The organism is Pseudomonas sp. 6D_7.1_Bac1, assembly GCF_025465945.1.
Taxonomy (GTDB): domain Bacteria; phylum Pseudomonadota; class Gammaproteobacteria; order Pseudomonadales; family Pseudomonadaceae; genus Aquipseudomonas.
This window is the reverse complement of the sequence record NZ_JANLNW010000009.1, coordinates 103504-125145: the sequence shown is the minus strand read 5'-3', so window position 1 is coordinate 125145 and position 21642 is coordinate 103504. Positions and strand designations below refer to the sequence as shown.

Genomic DNA, 21642 nt, shown 5'->3' with positions numbered 1-21642 from the left:
ATTCATCATCAATTCCCTCAGCTCTTCAGCCCAAAAGCAGCCAAACTCAAGTGTTCCGCAATAGGACCCAATGCCAGGGTCGGCAGGAAGCTCAGGCCACCCACCAGGAGAATGACCATCGTCAACAAGGTCACGAACAGCAGGCCATGGGTCGGGAAGCTGTTCTGGCCGATGGGCGCGGTTTTCTTCATCGCCAGGCTGCCGGCCAACGCCAGTACCGGGAGGATGTAACCGAAGCGGCCGAGCAACATGCCAAGGCTGAGCATCAGGTTATGGAACGCGGTGTTGGCACTGAAACCGCCGAACGCAGAGCCATTGTTGGCGCTGGCCGAGGTATAGGCGTACAGCAACTGGCTGAAACCGTGGGCGCCAGGATTGCTCACCGCAGCCACCGGGCCAGGCAGGCTCGCCGCGATCGCACCGAGCACCAGCACGCCGACCGGCATCACCAGCAAGGTCACCACCAGCAACTTGACTTCCTTGGCCTGGAGTTTCTTGCCGAGGTATTCCGGAGTGCGGCCGATCATCAAGCCGGCGAGGAACACCGCGACCAACACGTGGAGCAGCATGCCGTAGAGCCCGGCACCGACGCCGCCGAAGATCACTTCGCCGACCATCATGTTGACCAGCGCGACCATGCCGGTCAGCGGGTTGAGGCTGTCATGCATCGCATTGACCGAGCCGTTGGACGCCGCCGTGGTGGTCACCGACCAGAGCACAGACGCCGTGGTGCCGAAACGCGCTTCCTTGCCTTCCTGCGGCGCGGTCTGTTCGACGGCAATATTGTTCAGTGTTGGGTTCGGCTGATACTCGGCCCACATTGACGTAGCACCGCCGATCAGGAACAACGCCAGCATGCAAGCGATGATCGCCCGACTCTGGCGCTGGTCTTTCACGTAATGACCAAACGTGAACACCAGGGCGACCGGGATCAGAATGATCGAGACCATTTCGAACAGGTTGGCCCAAGCCGTTGGGTTCTCAAACGGATGGGCCGAGTTGGCCCCGAAGAAACCGCCGCCATTGGTGCCCAGTTGTTTGATAGCAATCTGGCTGGCTGCTGGCCCTAGCGGAATCACTTGATCCACACCTTGCATCGTCAGCGCGTTTACGTAATGGGCGAAGGTTTGCGGCACGCCCTGCCAAACCAGGTACAGCGCCAGCAGCAGGCATATCGGCAGCAGGCCGTAGAGGGTGGCGCGGGTCATGTCGACCCAGAAGTTACCCAGGGTTTGTGCCGATTTGCGGCCGATACCGCGACACAAAGCAACCAGAACAGCCAGGCCGGTAGCGGCGCTGACGAAGTTCTGTACGGTCAGACCGACCATTTGGCTGAGGTAGCTGAGGGACGCTTCACCGCTGTAGGACTGCCAGTTGGTGTTGGTCATGAAACTGACGGCGGTGTTGAACGCCAGCGTCCACTCCTGACCCGGCAGTTTTTGCGGGTTGAGCGGCAAGTAGTCCTGGAACAACAGGATCGCGAACAACAGCAAAAAGCCCGAGAGGTTGAACGCGAGTAACGCCAGGGTGTATTTCTGCCAACTCTGTTCGCTTTGCGGGTCGACCCCGGCCACGCGATAACAACCGCGCTCCACTGGCCCGAGGATCGGCGTCAGCCAGGTACGCTGGCCTTCCATCACCTTGTAGTAGAACCGCCCCAGAAACGGCGCCGGAATCAGCACCACGGCGAAGAAGGCGAGGATCAGCCAATAGTCATAACTGTGCATAGCCGCTCCTAGTTCTGGTCCGCGCGTAACAGCGCAACCAGTAGATAAATGAACAGTCCCACCGCCAACAGCAGGGACACCCCGTCCAGAACACTCATGGAATTTCTCCGTCGTACGGCGACTGCCGCGTGTGGCGCAATTGTCCGCAGAAGGCTGTAAAGGAACGAGTGCGAGGGGCTGGGCATGGCATAAAGAAAGCGTAAAGAGTGGCTTTATGCCGGTGTTACAGCGGTGCTCTGACGGGCCTCTTCGCGAGCAGGCTCGCTCCCACAGGGGATCAGTGTTGTATGGGCGAATGCATTCCAAATGTGGGAGCGAGCTTGCTCGCGAAGGCGGCATAACAGGTACCGCCGCTCCCAACTGGCGCACAAAAATGCGCGCATCCCGCAGCGAACATCCTCGATACGACAGCTTTCTGCACTTTACGACGCACAAAACCGATATGGCACGCCCACTGCACACGCCCTCCCCGAGCTTTTCCAAATCGTTCAGGGAGAAACGCATGAACACACAACTCAAACCCACGTTGGGTACCTTGCATTTATGGGGCATCGCGGTCGGGCTGGTGATTTCCGGCGAATACTTTGGCTGGAGCTACGGCTGGGGCGTGGCCGGGACGCTCGGTTTTCTGGTGACCTCATTCATGGTCGCAACCATGTACACCTGCTTCATTTTCAGTTTCACCGAACTGACCACGGCCATCCCTCACGCGGGTGGACCTTTTGCCTACAGCCGCCGCGCCTTCGGTGAAAAAGGTGGGCTGATCGCCGGCCTGGCGACGCTGATCGAGTTCGTCTTCGCCCCGCCGGCCATTGCCCTGGCCATTGGCGCTTACCTGAACGTGCAGTTCCCCGCCCTCGATCCAAAGCACGCGGCGGTCGGCGCGTACATCGTGTTCATGGGCCTGAACATCCTGGGCGTGAAACTGGCGGCGACTTTCGAACTGGTGGTCTGTGTGCTGGCCGTCGCCGAGCTGCTGGTGTTCATGGGCGTGGTCGCCCCGGCGTTCAGCTTCAGCAACTTCGCCCTCAATGGCTGGGCCGGTTCTGATGTGTTCGGTGCACCGGCAATCGCCGGGATGTTTGCGGCGATTCCCTTTGCGATCTGGTTTTTCCTCGCCATTGAAGGTGCGGCCATGGCCGCCGAAGAAGCCAAGGACCCGAAACGCACGATTCCCAAGGCCTACATCAGCGGCATTCTGACCCTGGTGTTACTGGCCATGGGCGTGATGTTTCTTGCCGGTGGCGTCGGTGACTGGCGGACCTTGGCGAACATCAACGACCCGTTGCCGCAAGCGATGAAAACCGTGGTCGGTGAACGCTCCGGCTGGCTGCACATGCTGGTGTGGATTGGTCTGTTCGGGCTGGTGGCGAGTTTCCACGGGATCATCCTGGGTTACTCGCGACAGTTCTTCGCCCTCGCCCGCGCCGGTTACTTGCCGGCGTACCTGGCCAAACTGTCCCGCTTCCAGACACCGCACCGGGCAATCATCGCCGGTGGCCTGATCGGGATCGCGGCGATCTACAGTGACGGCCTGGTCAATCTGCAAGGCATGACCCTGACCGCCGCGATGATCACCATGTCGGTGTTCGGCGCCATCGTGATGTACATCATGAGCATGCTCAGCCTGTTCAAATTGCGTAAGACCGAACCAAACCTGGAACGTACTTTCCGTGCGCCCGGCTATCCACTGGTTCCAGCGATTGCCCTGGCATTGGCGGTGGTCTGCCTGGTGGCGATGGCCTGGTTCAACACGCTGATCGGGGCGATCTTCCTCGGCTTCATGGCGGTCGGCTTTGTCTATTTCCTGCTGACTGCGCAACTGCGTGCCGACGCCCCGGCCGATGCGATGCTGACCGGTCTTTGATGAGGTGATGAAGAGAGAACAGGCCTAGAATGGAACCACTGAGAATCGCTGTAACTCAACGTGGAAAGGCACGGCGTTGACGCGAAATCGTTCGCGCCAACACCTGCCCTTAAGGAGAGCCCTATGCCCTGGTATGCCTGGTTGATTCTGGTGGTTGCTATCGGATCGATGGTCGGTGGTTTGATGCTACTGCGCGACACCGCGAACAAAGTGGAGTTGACCGATGAGCAACGCAAACGCGTCGCTGAGCGCAACGCGGAAATGGACGCCAAGGACGCTCAGGATCGCTGACTGGAACTGTGGCAAGGGAGCAAGCTCCCTCGCCACAGAAACATCTCTACTTCTCCCACTCGGCCTTGGCGATGTGCAAACCATGCAGGCCCTTATAGGCCGCCCGCTCAGGCTGGCTCCAGCCTTCAAGCAACGCATCCTCCAACCGATAGATTTCCACACCCAACGGCCGGCAGACACTTAACGGATCCTGCGCATCCGGCCCCCACATCGGCAGCGACAAATCGCCCCCCGGGCACGTCGACAACGCACACAGCAAATCAATCTCGGCGAAGAACTCCAGATAGTCACCCTTGCGTGCCGGGCAGGCCTTCATGAAGTACATATCGTCGTGGTTGAGTCCCGTGCACTGAAAGATGTTCAGTACGTCATGCACGTCGAACTCGGTCAGACCATGAGGTAAAACGGCACGGGTCAGGTTCGAATGGCAGTGGTGATGGAAGTCCTCGCCGGTGAGCATTTTGTTCACGTAGGGATCGCAACGCGTGCCCAGCAGATCGTGCAAGCGGCCGCCGTGCTCGTCGATACCGTAATGGGCCAGGCTATCGTCGGTGATGGTCACCAGCGGCCGTAAAAAGGGCAGGTTCGACCAGAGCCGGTCATGGGTGCTGACATGGGCGCCCTGCAACTGCCGGGTCCGTGCGGCCCACAGCCGCTCGCGCGGGTCATTGGCATTCCAGACATTGAAGTCCCCCACTTGCGGGCCCACCGGTGTGGTCACGCGGAACACATGCCCCGCAGGCACGTGCCAGGCGCGTCCGGTACGGATCGGCACTTCAAATTGTTCGATCAGCGTGCGCCCGGTCGCCGTATCGCGGATCCGCTCGTAGAAGGCTTTATCGACCTGCAACGCCGAGCCCTTACTGACCTGATAAGCCGCGGGATAGTCTTTGTACATGGCGTGAGTCCTCGATCAGTGATGAGAGGGATGGTTGAACAATCGTCAGCCAATGAGTAATCACTATTCATGCCAGTTGTTTATGCGCAGAACTCCGTTTGAGGATGCGTCTGCATGCCTTATAGAAGTAGAAGTACAGTCACCATCTCATTTACCTTGGTTAATATGACGCATTGTCGTGGAGATTTTCAGATGCGTTACTCGCAGGACCATAAAGCCCAGACCCATCAGCGCATTATCAAGGAAGCAGCTGCACGCTTTCGCCGCGACGGAATCGGAGCCACTGGCCTGCAACCGCTGATGAAAGCACTGGGCCTGACACACGGTGGGTTTTACTCGCACTTCAAATCCAAGGACGAACTGGTAGAAAAGGCCCTGCAAGCCGCCGGCGAAGAAGTCGACACACGTTGCGCCGAAATCTTCGCCCAGGAACGCCCGCTGGAAGCGTTTATCGACACCTACCTTTCCGAATGGCACCAGACATCACCCGATCAGGGTTGTCCATTGCTGACCATGTCTGCGGAACTCGGCCAACGTGGGCAACCTAGCCCGACCAGCGATACAGTGCTCAACGCAAGGCTTGAGCAAGTGGAGCAAACCCTCGACAGCGAGGATGCCGCCGATCAGAGCATCATTATCATGTCGACCCTGGTCGGTGCATTGCTGCTGTCACGCAGCGTCGAAAACCCGGAGCTGGCACAGCGGATCCTCGACGTCACACGCGCGCACCTGAAAAAGCAGCCCGCGTGAAGACGGCCTCTACTTGTAGCGCGCAGCCGCAGCACTCTTCGACAGGTTTGGCCCTAACGCGTGGCGTGCGGTAACAAAAGCATTCCAGTCTGCGGCATCGGGTAGCGAAGGGATGGTGATCAACTCACCCTGATCGAATCCAGACAATGCCGCATCGACCATCTCCCCTGCTTCCATCACCATTTCCGCCGGGATAGCGCTGGCATCAATCCCTGAACGTTCCCAGATTTCGGTGCGTGTAACGCCTGGCAACACTGCCTGAACCTGAACGCCCGAACCACTCAGTTCGACATTCAGTGACTGCGTGAGGCTCAGGACGTAAGCCTTGGTCGCGCTATAGGTCGCGTTGAAGCGCTCGGGAATCAGCGCAACCACCGACGCCAGATTGATGATGGAACCGCGCCCGACCGCCGAAAAATTCGCTGCCGCCGCTGAAGCCGAACGTGTCACCGCCACCACATTGAGCTGAATCATCCGCTCCAACTGATCCGTGTCCGCGCCGGCCAAAGAGCCATCCGCCGCGATACCCGCGTTGTTCAGCAGCAGGCTGATGCGCGAATCACTGCGCAGACGCTGCTCGACAGCCAATAAATCAGCCTTGAGCGTGAGGTCCGCCTTCAGCACCTCGACCTGCACGCCATGCTCGGCCCGCAACCGGGTCGCAGCATCCTGGAGACGTTGCTCATCGCGCGCCACCAGCAACACGTCAAAACCAAGCGCCGCCAAGCGCTCGGCATAGACCGCACCAATACCGGATGAAGCGCCGGTGATCAGAGCTGTACCTTTGGACTGGATAGAATTCATAGCTGCACTCCTGGGGGATGCCTGAGGGATATTGAATGCCCCTGGCGGTGGGTACCTGTACAGGCGACGGTTTTATTATAGGCATAATCCAAACAAAATATGACATCCGTAATTTTTATTTCCGGACCAAAGGCGCAATGGTTTCGCCCTTCTCGAAAGGCTCGATCGCCGGAAATGAAAAAGGCCGGTCAATGTCAATGACCGGCCTTCTGGCGCTAGCTTCTACGAATCAGTTCACTTGGAGCCTGTCGCGGTTCTTGTCCAGAATCGCCTTGCCGATGCCCTTGACCTCCAACAAATCATCCACCGACGCAAATGGCCCATTACTCTCGCGATACGTAACAATCGCCTTAGCCTTGGCCTCACCTACCCCGATGAGTTCACGCTGTAGTGTCGTTGCATCCGCTGCATTGAGATCGATTTTTGCAACCTCCCCGGACGGTGCAACCTGCAACGACAATGGCGCAGTTACAGCCTCGGGTTTGGCCGCCGGCGCAGCGATAGCAGCAATAGAGGCGCTGGTCAGCAGGGCAAAAACCAGGGAGTAGAAATAGCCTGTACGCATTAGTGACGCTCCATGACATCGATATGAAAGAAGCAGCTTTTCCGAAGCTGCCTCCCAAACCTAGGTCATGATATGAACCTGTCAAAAATGTATCGGTTACAGGGTGTGTAACAATCAGGGCTCGAGACGACGCTGCTGGTAGATCCAGTCGACGATCTCACCATCCGGAGCGTAACCGCTGACGGTGTCCCGCAGGAGTTGCCGGACCCGCGCATAATCATCCCGCTCAACGGCCGACAGCAATTCCGTCAGCTTGCCCTTGAGCACTTCCCAGGGCAGGTGGTCTTCATTGGCGCTCATAATCATCGGGTGCTGGGTGGCCGCTACGTTGTCACCGATCAGCAACTCTTCGTAGAGCTTTTCACCGGGGCGCAGCCCGGTAAATTCGACGGCGATGTCACCGTGGGGATTTTTGTCCGAACGGACACTCAACCCCGACAGGTGGATCATCTTCTCGGCCAGCTCGACAATCTTCACCGGCTCCCCCATGTCCAGCACGAACACATCACCGCCCTGCCCCATCGAGCCGGCCTGAATGACCAGCTGGGCGGCCTCGGGGATGGTCATGAAGTATCGGGTGATCTTCGGATGCGTGACCGTCAGCGGTCCGCCCGACTTGATCTGCTTATGGAACAGCGGAATCACCGAACCGGAAGACCCGAGCACATTGCCGAAGCGCACCATGGTGAACCGGGTTTTATTGACCCGGGACACGTTGGTCTTGTCACCAAACATCACCGGCGCCAGTTCGCGGCTCAACGCCTGCAACGTCAGCTCCGCCAGCCGCTTGGTACTGCCCATGACATTGGTGGGGCGAACAGCCTTGTCGGTCGAAATCAGCACAAAGTTCGCCACGCCGGCCTGAAGCGCGGCCTGCGCGGTATTCAGCGTACCAATCACATTGTTCAGTACACCTTCGGCAATATTGTGTTCGACCATCGGCACGTGCTTGTAGGCCGCTGCGTGATAGACCGTATCCACGTGCCAGGTTTTCATCACATCCAGCAGCTTGTCCTGGTTGCGCACGGAACCCAGAATCGGCAACAGCCGCACCGATAGCGACTCACGGGCAATACGCTGCTCGAGCTCCGACAGAATGCTGTAAAGATTGAATTCACTGTGCTCGAACAGCAACAGCGTGGTCGGCTGCAACGCCAGGATCTGGCGACACAGCTCGGACCCGATGGAACCGCCCGCCCCCGTGACCAGAACCGACTGATCCTTGATGCAATGCTCAAGCAAATCGCTCTGCGCCGGCACCGCATCGCGGCCGAGCAGGTCAGCGATGTCGACTTCCTGAATGTCGTCCACCTTGACCCGGCCACTGGCCAGGTCCATGAAACCAGGCACACTGCGAACGTGCAGTGGAAAACCTTCCAGAAAGCCCAGGATCTCGCGGCGACGCCCACGATTGGCCGAAGGAATCGCCAGCAGGATTTCCTGAGCGCCGGTGGCCTCGATCATGCGTTGAATGTGCTTGGGCTTGTACACCTGCAAACCGGAAATCACCCGTTCGGCAATGCTCTTGTCATCATCGATAAACGCTACCGGGCGCATGACCCGGCCCATGCGCAAGGCGGCAACCAGCTGGTTACCGGCGGCGCCTGCACCGTAGATGGCAACACGGGGCAATCCATCGTCACGACTGGTGAAAGGAACATGCTGCGCGGCGGAAAACCAGTCACCCAGAAAGTACTGGCGCATGGCCAGGCGCAACCCGCCCACCATGATCAAGCTTAACCACCAATAGTTAAAAATGATCGAGCGCGGCACGACGTTCTGGTGGTTGCTGTACCAGTACACCACCACCCCGAGAATCAGCGCCGAAAGGCTGACCGCCTTGATAATCGCAATCAGCGCATCATTGCCGAAGTAGCGCATCACCGCCCGGTACATGCCGAAACGGATAAAAAGAGGGATAGCAATAACCGGGGCGGCTATAAACAACCAAAAATGCTGGGTAAACGGATTACTCATTTCGTCGATGCCCAGGCGGACGACGAATGCCATCCACAAGGCGAGCCAAACCAGCAAGAAGTCTGTGATGACTTGCAAAATGCGCTTGCGTCGACGTGGGAGGCTTAACAAGTATGCTCGTATCTGATCCATAATCCCGTCGCTCACCTCTTGTCATCTACAGAACAAAATCGCCTTGATACATATTAAATTCGTACGTGACTCTCCAGCTCTCCAGCACGAAACTTCATCGCTAAAATCACCAAGGGAACATACGCGATAACCAAGCCGATCAAACCATCTAGCCCCAGCAATTCAACAGACAAAGCAATCGGTAATAACCAAAAGACATTAATCGCCAACACTGCCAATGTAACGATCGAATGCGTACCTAATTGACGTGATGCGCACTGGTACGCATGACTACGGTGCGCTTCATAGATCCTCGCACCTTGCAAAAATCGCCTTATCAACGTAAACGTCGCATCCACGACGAAAACCCCGATCAGAATCAACCACACCCATAACAGACTCGTGCTGTGCCAAGCCGCCTGGAGCGAAAATACGCCTAATACCATGCCCAGAAAACCACTTCCTGCATCGCCCATGAAAATCCGCGCAGGCGGAAAATTCCAGTACAGGAAGCCCAAAACTGACATCGCCAGCAGCAGCGGAGCCCATATTAAAGACTCGTTTCCGGAAACCCAGTAAATCAGGCAAGCGCCAAGGCAAACCGACACAGCTTCGATACCGGCAATCCCGTCAATTCCGTCCATGAAGTTGTACAAGTTCAGCATCCACACCAAGTAGATCGCTGCTAATACGTTCCCCAACCACCCCAGGTTCAGTGAAATACCGAATATATTCAGTGGCGGCATCCCATTGAACCAGCAGAGTACCCAGACAGCGCCTGCAAAATGCCCGAGCAAGCGCCAGCGGACAGCTATGTGACTATGGTCATCGACAAAACCTATTATCGCGATACCGCCACCTGCTCCCAGCAAAGCCCAGACCAGCTCCCAGCTCACAACGCCAAACCAGCCAAGAACGGGCAATACTGCAAGAAAACTCAGAACAATGGCTACGCCACCACTGCGAGGGGTAGGCCTCGAATGCGAGCTGCGAGCATTCGGGATGTCCATCAGACTGCCGCGCAGAGCATAACGACGCAGGGCGCCGGTCAAGACCAGGGAAATACCGATTACAACTGGCAACGACAACCAGAGACTCATCGAGCAAAGGCATCCATGAACGATAAACGAGAATAGAAAGCCTCAGTCACCTGTGACTTAAGCGTTTGAACTCTATAAGCCTTTACCAGCAATACAGTTTTCCGGCAATCAAAGGATGAATCATCGTATTCAATATGACGAAAAAAGGCCGAAATGCACGCTCATCCATCGACAAGACTACATTCTCGGCCTCATTTATCACCACCCCTGCCTAACCTGGCGTAGCGCCTCGGTACAGCAGCTATCGCGCCGTCACAACTCCAGTCGACGCTGACGGTAGATCAAATCGACGATCTCACCATCCGGGGCGTAACCGCTGACGGTGTCCCGCAGGAGTTGCCGGACCCGCGCATAATCATCCCGCTCAACGGCCGACAGCAATTCCGTCAGCTTGCCCTTGAGCACTTCCCAGGGCAGGTGGTCTTCATTGGCGCTCATGATCATCGGGTGCTGGGTGGCCGCTACGTTGTCACCGATCAGCAACTCTTCGTAGAGCTTTTCACCGGGGCGCAGCCCGGTAAATTCGACGGCGATGTCACCGTGGGGATTTTTGTCCGAACGGACACTCAACCCCGACAGGTGGATCATCTTCTCGGCCAGCTCGACAATCTTCACCGGTTCCCCCATGTCCAGCACGAACACATCACCGCCCTGCCCCATCGAGCCGGCCTGAATGACCAACTGGGCGGCCTCGGGGATGGTCATGAAGTAACGGGTGATCTTCGGATGCGTGACCGTCAGCGGTCCGCCCGACTTGATCTGCTTATGAAACAGCGGAATCACCGAACCGGAAGACCCGAGCACATTGCCGAAGCGCACCATGGTGAACCGGGTTTTATTGACCCGGGACACGTTGGTCTTGTCACCAAACATCACCGGCGCCAGTTCGCGGCTCAACGCCTGCAGCGTCAGCTCCGCCAGCCGCTTGGTACTGCCCATGACATTGGTGGGGCGAACAGCCTTGTCGGTCGAAATCAGCACAAAGTTCGCCACGCCGGCCTGAAGCGCGGCCTGCGCGGTATTCAGCGTACCAATCACATTGTTCAGTACACCTTCGGCAATATTGTGTTCGACCATCGGCACGTGCTTGTAGGCCGCTGCGTGATAGACCGTATCCACGTGCCAGGTTTTCATCACATCCAGCAGCTTGTCCTGGTTGCGCACGGAACCCAGAATCGGCAACAGCCGCACCGATAGCGACTCACGGGCAATACGCTGCTCGAGCTCCGACAGAATGCTGTAAAGATTGAATTCACTGTGCTCGAATAGCAACAGCGTGGTCGGCTGCAACGCCAGGATCTGGCGACACAGCTCGGACCCGATGGAACCGCCCGCCCCCGTGACCAGAACCGACTGATCCTTGATGCAATGCTCAAGCAAATCGCTCTGCGCCGGCACCGCATCGCGGCCGAGCAGGTCAGCGATGTCGACTTCCTGAATGTCATCCACCTTGACCCGGCCACTGGCCAGGTCCATGAAACCAGGCACACTGCGAACGTGCAGTGGAAAACCTTCCAGAAAACCCAGGATCTCGCGGCGACGCCCACGATTGGACGAAGGAATCGCCAGCAGGATTTCCTGAGCGCCGGTGGCCTCGATCATGCGTTGAATGTGCTTGGGCTTGTACACCTGCAAACCGGAAATCACCCGATCCACAATGCTTTTATCATCATCGATAAACGCTACCGGGCGCATGACCCGGCCCATGCGCAAGGCGGCAACCAGCTGGTTACCGGCGGCGCCTGCACCGTAGATGGCAACGCGGGGCAATCCATCGTCACGACTGGTGAAAGGAACATGCTGCGCGGCGGCAAACCAGTCGCCCAGAAAGTACTGGCGCATGGCCAGGCGCAACCCGCCCACCATGATCAGGCTTAACCACCAATAGTTAAAAATGATCGAGCGCGGCACGACGTTCTGGTGGTTGCTGTACCAGTACACCACCACCCCGAGAATCAGCGCCGAAAGGCTGACCGCCTTGATAATCGCAATCAGCGCGTCATTGCCGAAATAGCGCAGCACTGCTCGGTACATGCCGAAACGAATGAATAGAGGAACGGAAATTACCGGGGTCGCCAAAAAAAGCCATAGATGATCGGAAAGGGGATTGACCACCTCGTCGAAACCCAGGCGTACGACAAACGCCAACCACAGCGCGCCCCAAACCAACATGACGTCCGCTAGAATCTGAATCAGCCTTTTATGACGGCGCGGCAGCCCCAACAACAAGGTTCGCAACTTATCCATAAACCCTTCGAACACCTCACAGCTCCTGCACTCAAAATCGCTAACTTCACTGCAGCAGACAGAACATCTGACGACTGACGTACATTCCGGGAAAGCTGACAGCCAGGAATGTACGCCAAGTAGACTTTTGGCCGCAGGATGCCCCGTCAGATCAAGCGTGTGCTTGATATGCCAATTGCATTACTTCGCCAAGAACCGCGCAGGTCTTGTCCATTTCTGACGGTGTCAGCGTCGGATGCACAAGGAACATCAAGCTTGTTTCCCCGAGCTCTTGTGCCACAGAGAAGCGAACCTCGGGCCTCCAACCGGTATCGTCAAAGGCCTTCTCAAGGTAGACCTCGGAGCAAGAACCGGAGTAGCACGGAACACCACGGGCAGTAATTTCCGAAATAATGCGATCACGATTCCATTCAGCTTTCAGCAGCTGTGGCTCAACAAAGACATAACACTTGTAGGCCGCGTGAGTGCAGTATTCCGGAATGACTGGAACACGCAGCCCGCCCAGTTGGCGAGCACATGACCAAATGCGTTCCGCGTGCTCAAGCCGACTTGCTTGCCACTGGGGCATTCGCCGCAATTGGATACGCCCAATGACGGCCTGCACTTCCAGCATTCGCCAGTTAGTACCAAAACTTTCATGCAACCAGCGAAAGCCTGGCGCATGTTCACGTTCATAGATCGCTTCCCAGCTCTTGCCATGGTCCTTGATAGACCACATCTTCAACCAGAGGTCTCGATCATTCGTGGTGACCATGCCGCCTTCGCCGCCGGTGGTCATAATCTTGTCCTGGCAGAACGACCAAGCCCCGACATGACCGATGGAACCTACCGGGCGTCCTTTATAGAGCGCGCCATGTGCCTGGGCACAATCTTCAATAACCTTCAGATCGTGCTCGGCCGCCAGCGACATGATTGGGTCCATGTCGCAGGGCCATCCTGCGAGATGCACGCAAATCACCGCACGAGTACGCTCAGTCAGCACCGCACGGATGGTCTCGGCAGTGAAATTCTGGGAGTCCGGGTCAACTTCGGCAAATACGGGAATAGCACCTGCATTGACAATACTGGATACAGAGGCCAGGAAGGTACGCGGAGTAACAATGACTTCATCACCAGCGCCAATTCCCAGCGCCTGCAATGCGAGGTCCAGAGCGACCGTTCCGTTGGCCAGGGCAATTGCATGCTTTGTGTCTGTCCAGGCAGCAAATTCCTTTTCAAACTCCCGACACTCTTGCCCAGTCCAATAGTTGACTTTATTGGAGAGAATCACATCGCGAACCGCATCAGCCTCATCAATAGTGAAAGAGGGCCAAGGAGAAAATGGTGTATTCAACACAGCCAGTACCCATAGATTAAAAATAGAGGATCTCGCGAAGCATCCATTCAAATACGCCGTATCAAGCGCAATGATCGCCTTGTACGACGCAGCTCAAGTCCTGATAAACACCTTTGCCGGAACACCCAGCACCGTCACCGAGTCTTCTACATCGCTGACCGCAACGGCCCCCGCGCCGACGGTGACGCCTGCGCCGATCCGAATCAATTGCCTGACACTAGCACCAATGCCAATCCAACTCAGATTGCCGACACGAACACCGCCCGCCAGTCTAGCACCGGGGCTGACATGGACGCACTCACCCAACACACAATCGTGATCGACGCTGCACCCGGTATTCAGGATCGCCCCCGGACCTATCACCGCGTCAGCATTCACCACTACACCTGCGAACACTACCGACCCAAGACCAATGGATGCTCGTCGACTGACAGTGGCCGCCGGATGAACCAACGAAACCAGAGGAGCCCCTATCCGCGCAAGCTCATCAAGCTTGGCTTTACGAATTGAATTGTGCCCTATCGCAACGACTACCCCGTCATAGTTCGAGAGCTGCTCTATCAACAACGAAGTGTCTCCAACAACACTCCAACTGCCGTTCGTCGTCTGCGCAGGCCAGCCGTCTGCAAAAAAATCCACACGCTCCCATCCACAGCATTCAGCAGTATCGGCGACCACCTTTCCGTGCCCGCCCGCCCCGAGAATGGCCAACCGTTTCATGGCTTGTTACCGGTGAATTTCGACATAGTGACCTCTCCGTCGGCGCTGATTCCTTCGCGAACGACGACCTTCTTGAGGGTCAATAGAATGATCTTTATATCAAGTTTTAGAGACTGATTATCAACGTACCAGACATCCAGATTAAACTTTTCATTCCAGCTCAATGCATTACGCCCATTGATTTGCGCCCACCCTGTCACTCCTGGGCGTGCTTCATGCCGTCGAAATTGCTCTGGACTATAAAGAGGAAGGTATTCCATCAGCAGCGGACGCGGTCCCACAAGACTCATTTCGCCCTTCAGAACATTCCATAACTCCGGCAGCTCATCCAAACTACTGGAGCGCAAAAAAGCCCCGAATGGCGTCATACGCTCAGCATCGGGAAGAGGTACGCCTTTTGAATCAACAGCGTCCCTCATCGTACGAAACTTAACCATCTCGAAAGGCTTGCCGTGGAGACCTGGCCTGACCTGGCGAAACAAAACGGGCCCACCGAGCTTGCGGCGAACTTGAAAAGCCACAAACAAAATAACGGGAGACAACAACAGCAGGCCGAAAAAAGAAGCCAGAATATCAAAAAGCCGTTTCAACATGTCATGTTCCTAAATTGCATATCAAGGCGAGCTTCAATTTCGACCTGAAACATAATGTTATTTGCGTTTTGAAAGCCGCTTGAAAATATCGGCAAATCGTCGCACACCTTCGCTCAGCGAGAGATTGTCACGATAATAAACCCGACCCTTTTCAGCCATCTCATTTCGACTCGAATCGCCAGCCGAATACAGAGACTGGACAGCAGCAGCCAGCGACTCCGGATTTTCCGACTCAGCGACGAGTCCACAGCCACTCAGCCGCACCAAGTCAGCTGCATCCCCATCGACCGCCATTAATAACGGTTTACCAACAGCCATATAGGCCTGCGTTTTAGAAGGGATGGTCACCGTAAACAATGGATCTTTTTTCAGATGAACCAGCAACGCGTCGGCATTCGCAAGATAGCTGCCCACATCACTCATAGGGACGGGAGGTAAAAATACGACATTACGCAGACCGCTCGCTTCAGCCTTCTGCTTCAAGCGCTCAACTTCAACTCCTCCGCCCAAAAAGATGAATACCAATTCGATATCCCGCTCTTGAAGAAGATTGGCTGCGTCGAGTACAGAGTCCAGCGCTTGAGCCTTCCCCATATTCCCGGCAAACAAAACGCGAAACCTTGAGGAGTCTGGAAAGTTGCTTGGCAACTTATTATCAGAGGACACCAAAAGATCCTCTGCACACCAGTTATAAATGATCTCGATTTTGTTTTCCGGTACGCCACGCTCAACCAGCAGGCGCTTGAAACCGGGTGAAAGCACTACAAGTTGATCGACGTTTTTATAGACGTACGCACAGACCTTCGATACCAGACTGAGGGCCTTTTCATTAGCGAACATACCTGTTGCTCGCAATGTGTCAGGCCATAAATCTTGAATATCGTACACAACCGGTACGCGCCGAAAGAAACGAATAATCGTTGCTACAATACCTACCGTCAAAGGCGGGTGATAGGCATATATCACATCAGCACGTTTGCTGAAGAACACCCCATAGAAAAGGCTTGTTGCTGCAAAGCTGACATAATTGATTATACGCCCAACTCCACTCTGACCGTGGCTTGGGTAAAGAGGCAGCCGCGTTACGCTTACGCCATCGATCAACTCGCGCTGAATCAATCGCATTTTAAAGCCAGGATAAATCTTGCCACCGGGATAGTTGGGAAATCCCGTAATCACCTCGACTTCAAATCCTTGCCTAACAAGCTCCCGCGCAAAAACCAGACCTTTGAAAGTCGGTTCAGGATCAAACCATTGGGTAAGCAATAATACGCGAACTGCCATTTTACTTAGAACCTTTTCCAAACAACGCGCATAACATAATCACGATAGCTATGAATAATCCTGACTACCTTTTCCGCAACGTTTGGCATGCTGTAATCCTGCACCAGTCGCAGCGTCCTTTCATCTCCACGACTTTGTGTCTCCAAGAGTTGCAGACCTTGCATCACACGCTCGACCTCAAGGCCGACCATCATGACAGCTGCCTCTTCCATTCCCTCTGGACGTTCGTGAGCTTCCCGAATGTTCAACGCAGGGAAGTTGAGAATCGAGGACTCTTCGTTGATCGTACCGCTGTCGGAAAGAACCGCTTTGGATTCGAGCTGAAGTTTATTGTAGTCTTTGAAGCCCAGCGGCTTGAGCAAGCGTACATTTTCGTGAAACTGCACGCCCATTGCATCGACACGCTTCTGCGTCCGAGGGTGCGTAGATACAATAACCGGCAACCCGTAGTTCTCGGCCGTTTTATTAAGAACGTCTACCAACTTCAGGAAGTTTTTATCAGAGTCGATATTCTCTTCGCGGTGCGCGCTGACGACAAAGAACTTACCTGGCTCAAGACCCAATCGCTCGAGAACATCAGAAGCCTCAATACCCTCACGATAATAGTTGAGGACTTCAAACATAGGGCTTCCGGTTTTGATCACCATGTCTGGTGACAAACCTTCACGCAACAGATAATCCCGGGCGATCGTACTATAGGTCAGATTAATGTCTGCGGTGTGATCGACAATTCGACGGTTGATCTCTTCCGGCACTCGCATATCGAAACAACGATTACCAGCCTCCATATGGAAGGTCGGAATCTTGCGACGCTTGGCAGGAATAACCGCCATGCAACTATTGGTGTCGCCCAGCACCAGCAACGCCTCTGGCTGAACCTCCGCCAGTACACGATCTACGCTGATGATCACGTTACCGATGGTTTCTGCACCCGTAGCACCGGCCGCGTTCAGGAAGTGGTCAGGCTTGCGAATACCTAGATCCTGAAAGAAAATTTCGTTCAGTTCGTAGTCGTAATTTTGCCCGGTATGAACAAGTACATGATCACAATGCTGATCCAGAGCAGCCATTACGCGCGACAGACGAATAATTTCCGGGCGGGTTCCCACCACAGTTACGACTTTTAGTTTTTTCATTTTTTAAGCGTCACATTTCAAAAAGTGATAGACAAACAATCAGTAATACTCGCCTGCTGCCTCAAACAAACCGAAGCGGCAACTCGATCGTCGCCAAGCTGCTGTAGGCTTTGGCGCAGCGCGCAGAGCCTGCTTATCGCTGCCGAGCAAGCGACGAATGTCGCGGTACATAATGACACATTGAGTCGTTTTTTTTGCGCTTCAGTTTAGTCGGCACCCGTTTTTTCGCTCCCGGTGACTTGCCAGCATCCAGCCCCTGACAACAGGTGCTGCGCCAGGTTGAGACAACATCCCAAGCCAAAAATCCAACCGATATTGCCGCGAAAACAAACCCGACACTCCCCCTGCATTCAAACGGAGGTAGCGCAAGCCATTCACACCTATCGAAAATCAAAGATTTAGCAGCTGGAAAGCGCTGTAACGGCGAAAACAGCAACGCCTGATAGCACCTTATGCCGCCTGGACGGTATCGGGATCTTGATGAGAAGCCTCATAGTGGGTGGCTAGCCACAACAGATTCGACATCCAGATCGGTCAAGGGCACCTAACCATCGATAGACCTTCGAGATGCTAAGAGTTTCAACTGGAGGTTGTTTTCTGACTTGGGCAACGAAGCGCACCGGAACGACCCTCTCCCCAAAAAGGAGAACCGTTCTCAAATGGCTGATTTGAATGTGAGACTCATTGCTCGCTTACTGACCGAAAGGCTCTCTGCACTGCGCATTCGGAATGCAAACAGAGCAGAGAGCACCTTAAGCCTTATACCGGAGTCGCTAATGGCCGTGCATAGGTATCCGGGAGCTCGCGATTAAAAATCTCGTTAGCCCAGAGCATGACGATCATTTCATCATCTCCCGCATTAGTGATGTCATGCGTCCACCCCGGTACAGTCTCGACAATTTCCGGTTGCTCACCTGTTGTGAACAGCTCGTAAAATTCCCCGGAGACTATATGACGGAAACGAAAACATGCCTTACCTTTAATCACCAGAAACTTTTCAGTTTTCGAGTGATGGTAATGACCACCACGTGTTACTCCCGGGTGAGCGGTAAAGTAGGAGAACTGACCACTGTCCCCCGTCTTCAACATTTCAACGAATACACCTCGAGGATCCCCATACTTGGGGACCTCGTAAGTGAAGCGATCCGGTGGCAGATAGCTGACGTAAGTAGAATATAGCGCTCGCACCAACCCTGTGCCGACGGGCTCCGTGATCAACGTAGCGCGACTATCACGAAACGCCTCTAGTTGCTTCGCCAACGCTCCAACACTAATAGTGTATTGAGGTTCAACCGCAACAAATCGCTCAATGGGTAATTGACCATCCAGCGCGGCGATGAAGTACTTAATGACATCATCGATATACACAAGATTGATATTGGCCTGCGGATCATTAATCTGAATAGGCAAACCATGGACAATATTATGGCAGAAGGTTGCGACCGCAGAGTTATAGTTTGGACGAGCCCATTTGCCAAAAACATTCGGCAACCTGAACACGTAAACTGTCGCGCCATGCTGATCAGCCAGTTCGGTTAACGCTTCTTCGGCACCACGCTTACTGCTGCCGTAAGGATTATCAAGCTCTGCCTGACTGGAGGACGTATACAGAACAGGCACGGACCTGCCACACGCCGCAACTGCATCGCAAAGCGCGCGGGTCAGGTCAGTGTTACCCGTCTTGAATTCCTCCGGGTCCTGCGGGCGATTGACCCCTGCCAGGTGAAACACAAAGTCCACTTCAGCCATCAAGCTAGGCAGTTGAGCGGTATCATCTTCACGAGTAAAGCGCAGCACTTCAACGTCGCTGCGCTCGCTCAAGTGCGCTATCAGGTTCTTGCCAACAAAACCGTTGGAACCGGTGATCAGCACTTTCATTCTGTCACTCCTCAGGCGTCGCGTATTCGCCACGCTGAATAGCGCGCATAAAGTCAAGCTTAAGCAACAGCTGCTTCATACCGTCCACGTCCAATCTCACCGTATTGTGCGAGTTGTAATCTTCAGTGCGGGAAATCTTCTCTTCGCCTTGCTCTACGAATTTTGCGTAGTTCAAGTCACGCAAATCAGGCGGCACACGGAAGTACTCACCGCGGTCTTCGGCGCAGGCCATTTCTTCACGGCTGAGCAATGCCTCATACAACTTTTCGCCATGACGAGTACCGATCACTTGTATCGGGTGCTCAGGCAAATTGAGCATTTGCGTCAACGCTTTGGCGAGAACCTCTACAGTAGCTGCTGGCGCTTTTTGTACAAACAAATCACCATTATTACCGTGTTCGAATGCATACAGCACAAGATCCACAGCATCGGCAAGAGTCATCATGAAACGTGTCATATTCGGATCGGTCAGCGTTAAAGGCTTACCATCACGAATCTGTTGAATAAACAGCGGAATGACCGAACCACGCGACGCCATCACGTTGCCATAGCGAGTACCGCAAATGACAGTTTTGTCGTCATCGGCGCCGCGCGACTTGGCGACCATCACCTTTTCCATCATTGCCTTGGAGATACCCATGGCATTGATCGGGTAAACAGCTTTGTCGGTACTGAGGCAAACTACACGCTTGACGCCATTTTGAATGGAGGCCTCAAGTACGTTTTCGGTGCCCATGACGTTAGTCTTGACCGCTTCCATGGGGTGAAATTCACAGGAAGGTACTTGCTTGAGCGCGGCAGCGTGGAAAATATAGTCAACACCGCGAGTGGCATTCAGAACGCTCTGATAATCGCGAACATCACCAATATAAAACTTAAGCTTGGAGTTTGCGTAGTGTTTACGCATGTCATCCTGCTTCTTTTCATCACGGCTGAATATACGAATCTCAGCGATATCAGTATCCAGGAAACGCTTAAGTACGGCATTTCCAAAAGAACCAGTCCCGCCGGTGATCAACAGTTTCTTACCGCTAAAAATAGTCAATTACGTTTCTCCATAAAATCTACGATTTTTCGTCCGACGGCAAAGCTAGACTTATTTTCCGAAACCCAAATCTTACCACAAGCCGCCTTCCTCAACAAAAATTGTTGATCAGCTGCACAAAACGCCTTCAAAGCGACACTGATGCCATCAGAGGAAGAGTCCTCTATAACATTCAAAAATTCATAGTACTCATCAGGGATCCCACCGAGCCGCGTCGTCAGCACAGGTACGCCACTCACCATATATTCAAGCAATTTAGAAGGAAATGAATAACGCGTGTAGAGCTGCTCTGGACTCCTGCTTAAAATCAAGCACGAAGCGCTGGCTTGTATTCTCTCAACTTCCGAAGTACTCAAAAACCCCAAATACTTCACCGACGAATGCCGAGCGGAGACTTCCGAAAGGTACGACTCCAATTCACCGCGACCACACAACCAGAGCTCATAGTCAACGTCGGACTTTATAAAGCCTTCAACCAACTCGACTATTCCATAAGCCTTGTTTAACCCGCCCGCATAAAAAATAATTTTCTTATGCGCACTCGAAGGTACATCCTCGCTGACGGCGACCTCTGCAGAATTAGAAATACCCTCAAGTACCAAGTACTCTTTGTCCGACCACCTGGCACTGTCTTTCACCATGTACTGGCTGGTTACAAAAACACCCGATGACGCAGAAATAAGAAAATCGATAATGCGAGCATCAAGCTTTTTCAAGAGCCGCATAAAAAAAGACCGATTCATCCCCATATCCATATACGAGGGCAGATCAGGTATATAAACGAAAAAAGGAATGCCGTGGAGCTTTCGCACAATATAGGCAGCCAGCAGATTTGGTGTATGAGCCGCATAGACACACACCACGTCGAGCCCTACTTTCCGCAAGCGAAGCAAACTAAACAACGAGCCCAGCATACGACTCAGGACTTTAAATAGCGGCAAGTTTATTAACGGAGTGATATCACATCGCCCGCCTTCAACCCCCACATACGAACCACTTGGAAAATACAGCTTTTTATTATTAGGGTATGTCGATACAGCAATACTTGCGACCGTATTAACCACGCCACCACCAAAACGCAGCGCATCAAGGAATCGCCCCTCTAGCTTATAAGCTGCTACCTGAGGGAACGCATCACCTTTCGAATATTTATTAAAATAGCTGTCACCCACATAAAAACCCAACAAGCCAATTTTCTTACTCATTTTCGCCTTCTCAATAACCAATACGACGAATAACAAAACCTGAAGACTTTATAACAGAAAAGTGCAGCCTATCTGCCGCCCGTCCGCGTGGATCAGCAAGCATTTAGA

Annotated in this window: 19 protein-coding genes; 3 read left to right on the top strand and 16 right to left on the bottom strand. The window is 54.3% G+C overall.

Going from position 1 to position 21642, the window contains the following annotated elements; all coding sequences use genetic code 11:
• Positions 1–17 precede the first annotated feature (17 nt).
• Both kdpA and kdpF read right to left on the bottom strand, forming a co-directional pair.
• Positions 18–1727 (bottom strand): potassium-transporting ATPase subunit KdpA, encoded by a 1710-nt coding sequence (kdpA, locus tag NTD87_RS03340; protein WP_262111857.1) that lies wholly within the window; start codon positions 1725–1727, stop codon positions 18–20.
• 8 nt (positions 1728–1735) lie between these two features.
• On the bottom strand, positions 1736–1825 hold the full coding sequence (gene kdpF, locus NTD87_RS03335; protein ID WP_093421975.1) for a K(+)-transporting ATPase subunit F: 90 nt from the start codon (positions 1823–1825) through the stop codon (positions 1736–1738).
• A gap of 404 nt (positions 1826–2229) precedes the next feature.
• Between kdpF and eat the strand changes: the two genes are divergently transcribed.
• Together eat and NTD87_RS03325 are read left to right on the top strand one after the other, a co-directional pair.
• A complete protein-coding gene (eat, locus tag NTD87_RS03330) occupies positions 2230–3594 on the top strand; it encodes an ethanolamine permease (protein ID WP_262111852.1) in 1365 nt (454 codons plus the stop codon).
• A 123-nt stretch (positions 3595–3717) separates the two neighbouring features.
• Complete coding sequence (locus NTD87_RS03325; RefSeq protein ID WP_262111851.1) at positions 3718–3885, top strand: DUF2897 family protein; 168 nt, start codon at positions 3718–3720, stop codon at positions 3883–3885.
• Between the two features lie 46 nt (positions 3886–3931).
• Here NTD87_RS03325 and NTD87_RS03320 read toward each other — a convergent pair whose 3' ends face one another.
• Positions 3932–4783: an urea carboxylase-associated family protein gene (locus tag NTD87_RS03320; protein WP_262111850.1), complete on the bottom strand. Its 852-nt coding sequence runs from the start codon at positions 4781–4783 to the stop codon at positions 3932–3934.
• A gap of 192 nt (positions 4784–4975) precedes the next feature.
• Here NTD87_RS03320 and NTD87_RS03315 point away from each other — a divergent pair, with 192 nt between their 5' ends.
• A complete protein-coding gene (locus NTD87_RS03315; protein WP_262111848.1) occupies positions 4976–5533 on the top strand; it encodes a TetR/AcrR family transcriptional regulator in 558 nt (185 codons plus the stop codon).
• Between the two features lie 9 nt (positions 5534–5542).
• Here NTD87_RS03315 and NTD87_RS03310 read toward each other — a convergent pair whose 3' ends face one another.
• The 13 genes from NTD87_RS03310 to NTD87_RS03250 form a co-directional block, all read right to left on the bottom strand.
• Positions 5543–6337 carry an SDR family NAD(P)-dependent oxidoreductase gene (locus tag NTD87_RS03310; protein WP_262111847.1) on the bottom strand — a complete coding sequence of 265 codons (795 nt, stop codon included), beginning with the start codon at positions 6335–6337 and terminating at the stop codon, positions 5543–5545.
• A 229-nt stretch (positions 6338–6566) separates the two neighbouring features.
• Positions 6567–6902, bottom strand: coding sequence for a ComEA family DNA-binding protein (locus NTD87_RS03305; RefSeq protein ID WP_262111846.1), 336 nt, complete (start codon positions 6900–6902; stop codon positions 6567–6569).
• A gap of 114 nt (positions 6903–7016) precedes the next feature.
• Positions 7017–9011 (bottom strand): polysaccharide biosynthesis protein, encoded by a 1995-nt coding sequence (locus NTD87_RS03300; protein WP_410017454.1) that lies wholly within the window; start codon positions 9009–9011, stop codon positions 7017–7019.
• A gap of 53 nt (positions 9012–9064) precedes the next feature.
• Entirely contained in the window at positions 9065–10090 is a 1026-nt protein-coding gene (locus tag NTD87_RS03295; protein WP_262111844.1) for an MraY family glycosyltransferase, read from the bottom strand.
• Positions 10091–10342: 252 nt separating this feature from the next.
• Positions 10343–12337 (bottom strand): polysaccharide biosynthesis protein, encoded by a 1995-nt coding sequence (locus NTD87_RS03290; protein ID WP_262111843.1) that lies wholly within the window; start codon positions 12335–12337, stop codon positions 10343–10345.
• Between the two features lie 151 nt (positions 12338–12488).
• Positions 12489–13673, bottom strand: a complete 1185-nt coding sequence (locus NTD87_RS03285; RefSeq protein WP_262111842.1) for a DegT/DnrJ/EryC1/StrS family aminotransferase — start codon at positions 13671–13673, stop codon at positions 12489–12491.
• A gap of 93 nt (positions 13674–13766) precedes the next feature.
• Positions 13767–14393, bottom strand: a complete 627-nt coding sequence (locus tag NTD87_RS03280) for an acetyltransferase (RefSeq protein ID WP_262111841.1) — start codon at positions 14391–14393, stop codon at positions 13767–13769.
• On the bottom strand, positions 14390–14986 hold the full coding sequence (locus NTD87_RS03275; RefSeq protein WP_262111839.1) for a sugar transferase: 597 nt from the start codon (positions 14984–14986) through the stop codon (positions 14390–14392). Before NTD87_RS03275 ends, NTD87_RS03280 begins: the two co-directional genes overlap by 4 nt.
• Positions 14987–15043: 57 nt before the next feature.
• Entirely contained in the window at positions 15044–16270 is a 1227-nt protein-coding gene (locus NTD87_RS03270; RefSeq protein ID WP_262111837.1) for a glycosyltransferase family 4 protein, read from the bottom strand.
• Positions 16271–16275: 5 nt separating this feature from the next.
• Positions 16276–17406 carry a non-hydrolyzing UDP-N-acetylglucosamine 2-epimerase gene (gene wecB, locus NTD87_RS03265; protein WP_262111835.1) on the bottom strand — a complete coding sequence of 377 codons (1131 nt, stop codon included), beginning with the start codon at positions 17404–17406 and terminating at the stop codon, positions 16276–16278.
• Between the two features lie 759 nt (positions 17407–18165).
• Positions 18166–19284, bottom strand: coding sequence for a UDP-2-acetamido-2,6-beta-L-arabino-hexul-4-ose reductase (wbjC, locus tag NTD87_RS03260; RefSeq protein WP_262111833.1), 1119 nt, complete (start codon positions 19282–19284; stop codon positions 18166–18168).
• A gap of 4 nt (positions 19285–19288) precedes the next feature.
• Positions 19289–20323 carry a polysaccharide biosynthesis protein gene (locus NTD87_RS03255; RefSeq protein ID WP_071555825.1) on the bottom strand — a complete coding sequence of 345 codons (1035 nt, stop codon included), beginning with the start codon at positions 20321–20323 and terminating at the stop codon, positions 19289–19291.
• Positions 20324–20325: 2 nt separating this feature from the next.
• On the bottom strand, positions 20326–21534 hold the full coding sequence (locus NTD87_RS03250; RefSeq protein ID WP_262111832.1) for a glycosyltransferase: 1209 nt from the start codon (positions 21532–21534) through the stop codon (positions 20326–20328).
• Between the last annotated feature and the right edge of the window lie 108 nt (positions 21535–21642).

What these genes read in the sequence shown, in the direction of transcription:
- kdpA (WP_262111857.1), bottom strand. Translation starts at nt 1,727, where the DNA reads ATGCACAGTTATGACTATTGGCTGATCCTCGCCTTCTTCGCCGTGGTG.
- kdpF (WP_093421975.1), bottom strand. Translation starts at nt 1,825, where the DNA reads ATGAGTGTTCTGGACGGGGTGTCCCTGCTGTTGGCGGTGGGACTGTTC.
- eat (WP_262111852.1), top strand. Translation starts at nt 2,230, where the DNA reads ATGAACACACAACTCAAACCCACGTTGGGTACCTTGCATTTATGGGGC.
- NTD87_RS03325 (WP_262111851.1), top strand. Translation starts at nt 3,718, where the DNA reads ATGCCCTGGTATGCCTGGTTGATTCTGGTGGTTGCTATCGGATCGATG.
- NTD87_RS03320 (WP_262111850.1), bottom strand. Translation starts at nt 4,783, where the DNA reads ATGTACAAAGACTATCCCGCGGCTTATCAGGTCAGTAAGGGCTCGGCG.
- NTD87_RS03315 (WP_262111848.1), top strand. Translation starts at nt 4,976, where the DNA reads ATGCGTTACTCGCAGGACCATAAAGCCCAGACCCATCAGCGCATTATC.
- NTD87_RS03310 (WP_262111847.1), bottom strand. Translation starts at nt 6,337, where the DNA reads ATGAATTCTATCCAGTCCAAAGGTACAGCTCTGATCACCGGCGCTTCA.
- NTD87_RS03305 (WP_262111846.1), bottom strand. Translation starts at nt 6,902, where the DNA reads ATGCGTACAGGCTATTTCTACTCCCTGGTTTTTGCCCTGCTGACCAGC.
- NTD87_RS03300 (WP_410017454.1), bottom strand. Translation starts at nt 9,011, where the DNA reads ATGGATCAGATACGAGCATACTTGTTAAGCCTCCCACGTCGACGCAAG.
- NTD87_RS03295 (WP_262111844.1), bottom strand. Translation starts at nt 10,090, where the DNA reads ATGAGTCTCTGGTTGTCGTTGCCAGTTGTAATCGGTATTTCCCTGGTC.
- NTD87_RS03290 (WP_262111843.1), bottom strand. Translation starts at nt 12,337, where the DNA reads ATGGATAAGTTGCGAACCTTGTTGTTGGGGCTGCCGCGCCGTCATAAA.
- NTD87_RS03280 (WP_262111841.1), bottom strand. Translation starts at nt 14,393, where the DNA reads ATGAAACGGTTGGCCATTCTCGGGGCGGGCGGGCACGGAAAGGTGGTC.
- NTD87_RS03275 (WP_262111839.1), bottom strand. Translation starts at nt 14,986, where the DNA reads ATGTTGAAACGGCTTTTTGATATTCTGGCTTCTTTTTTCGGCCTGCTG.
- NTD87_RS03270 (WP_262111837.1), bottom strand. Translation starts at nt 16,270, where the DNA reads ATGGCAGTTCGCGTATTATTGCTTACCCAATGGTTTGATCCTGAACCG.
- wecB (WP_262111835.1), bottom strand. Translation starts at nt 17,406, where the DNA reads ATGAAAAAACTAAAAGTCGTAACTGTGGTGGGAACCCGCCCGGAAATT.
- wbjC (WP_262111833.1), bottom strand. Translation starts at nt 19,284, where the DNA reads ATGAAAGTGCTGATCACCGGTTCCAACGGTTTTGTTGGCAAGAACCTG.
- NTD87_RS03250 (WP_262111832.1), bottom strand. Translation starts at nt 21,534, where the DNA reads ATGAGTAAGAAAATTGGCTTGTTGGGTTTTTATGTGGGTGACAGCTAT.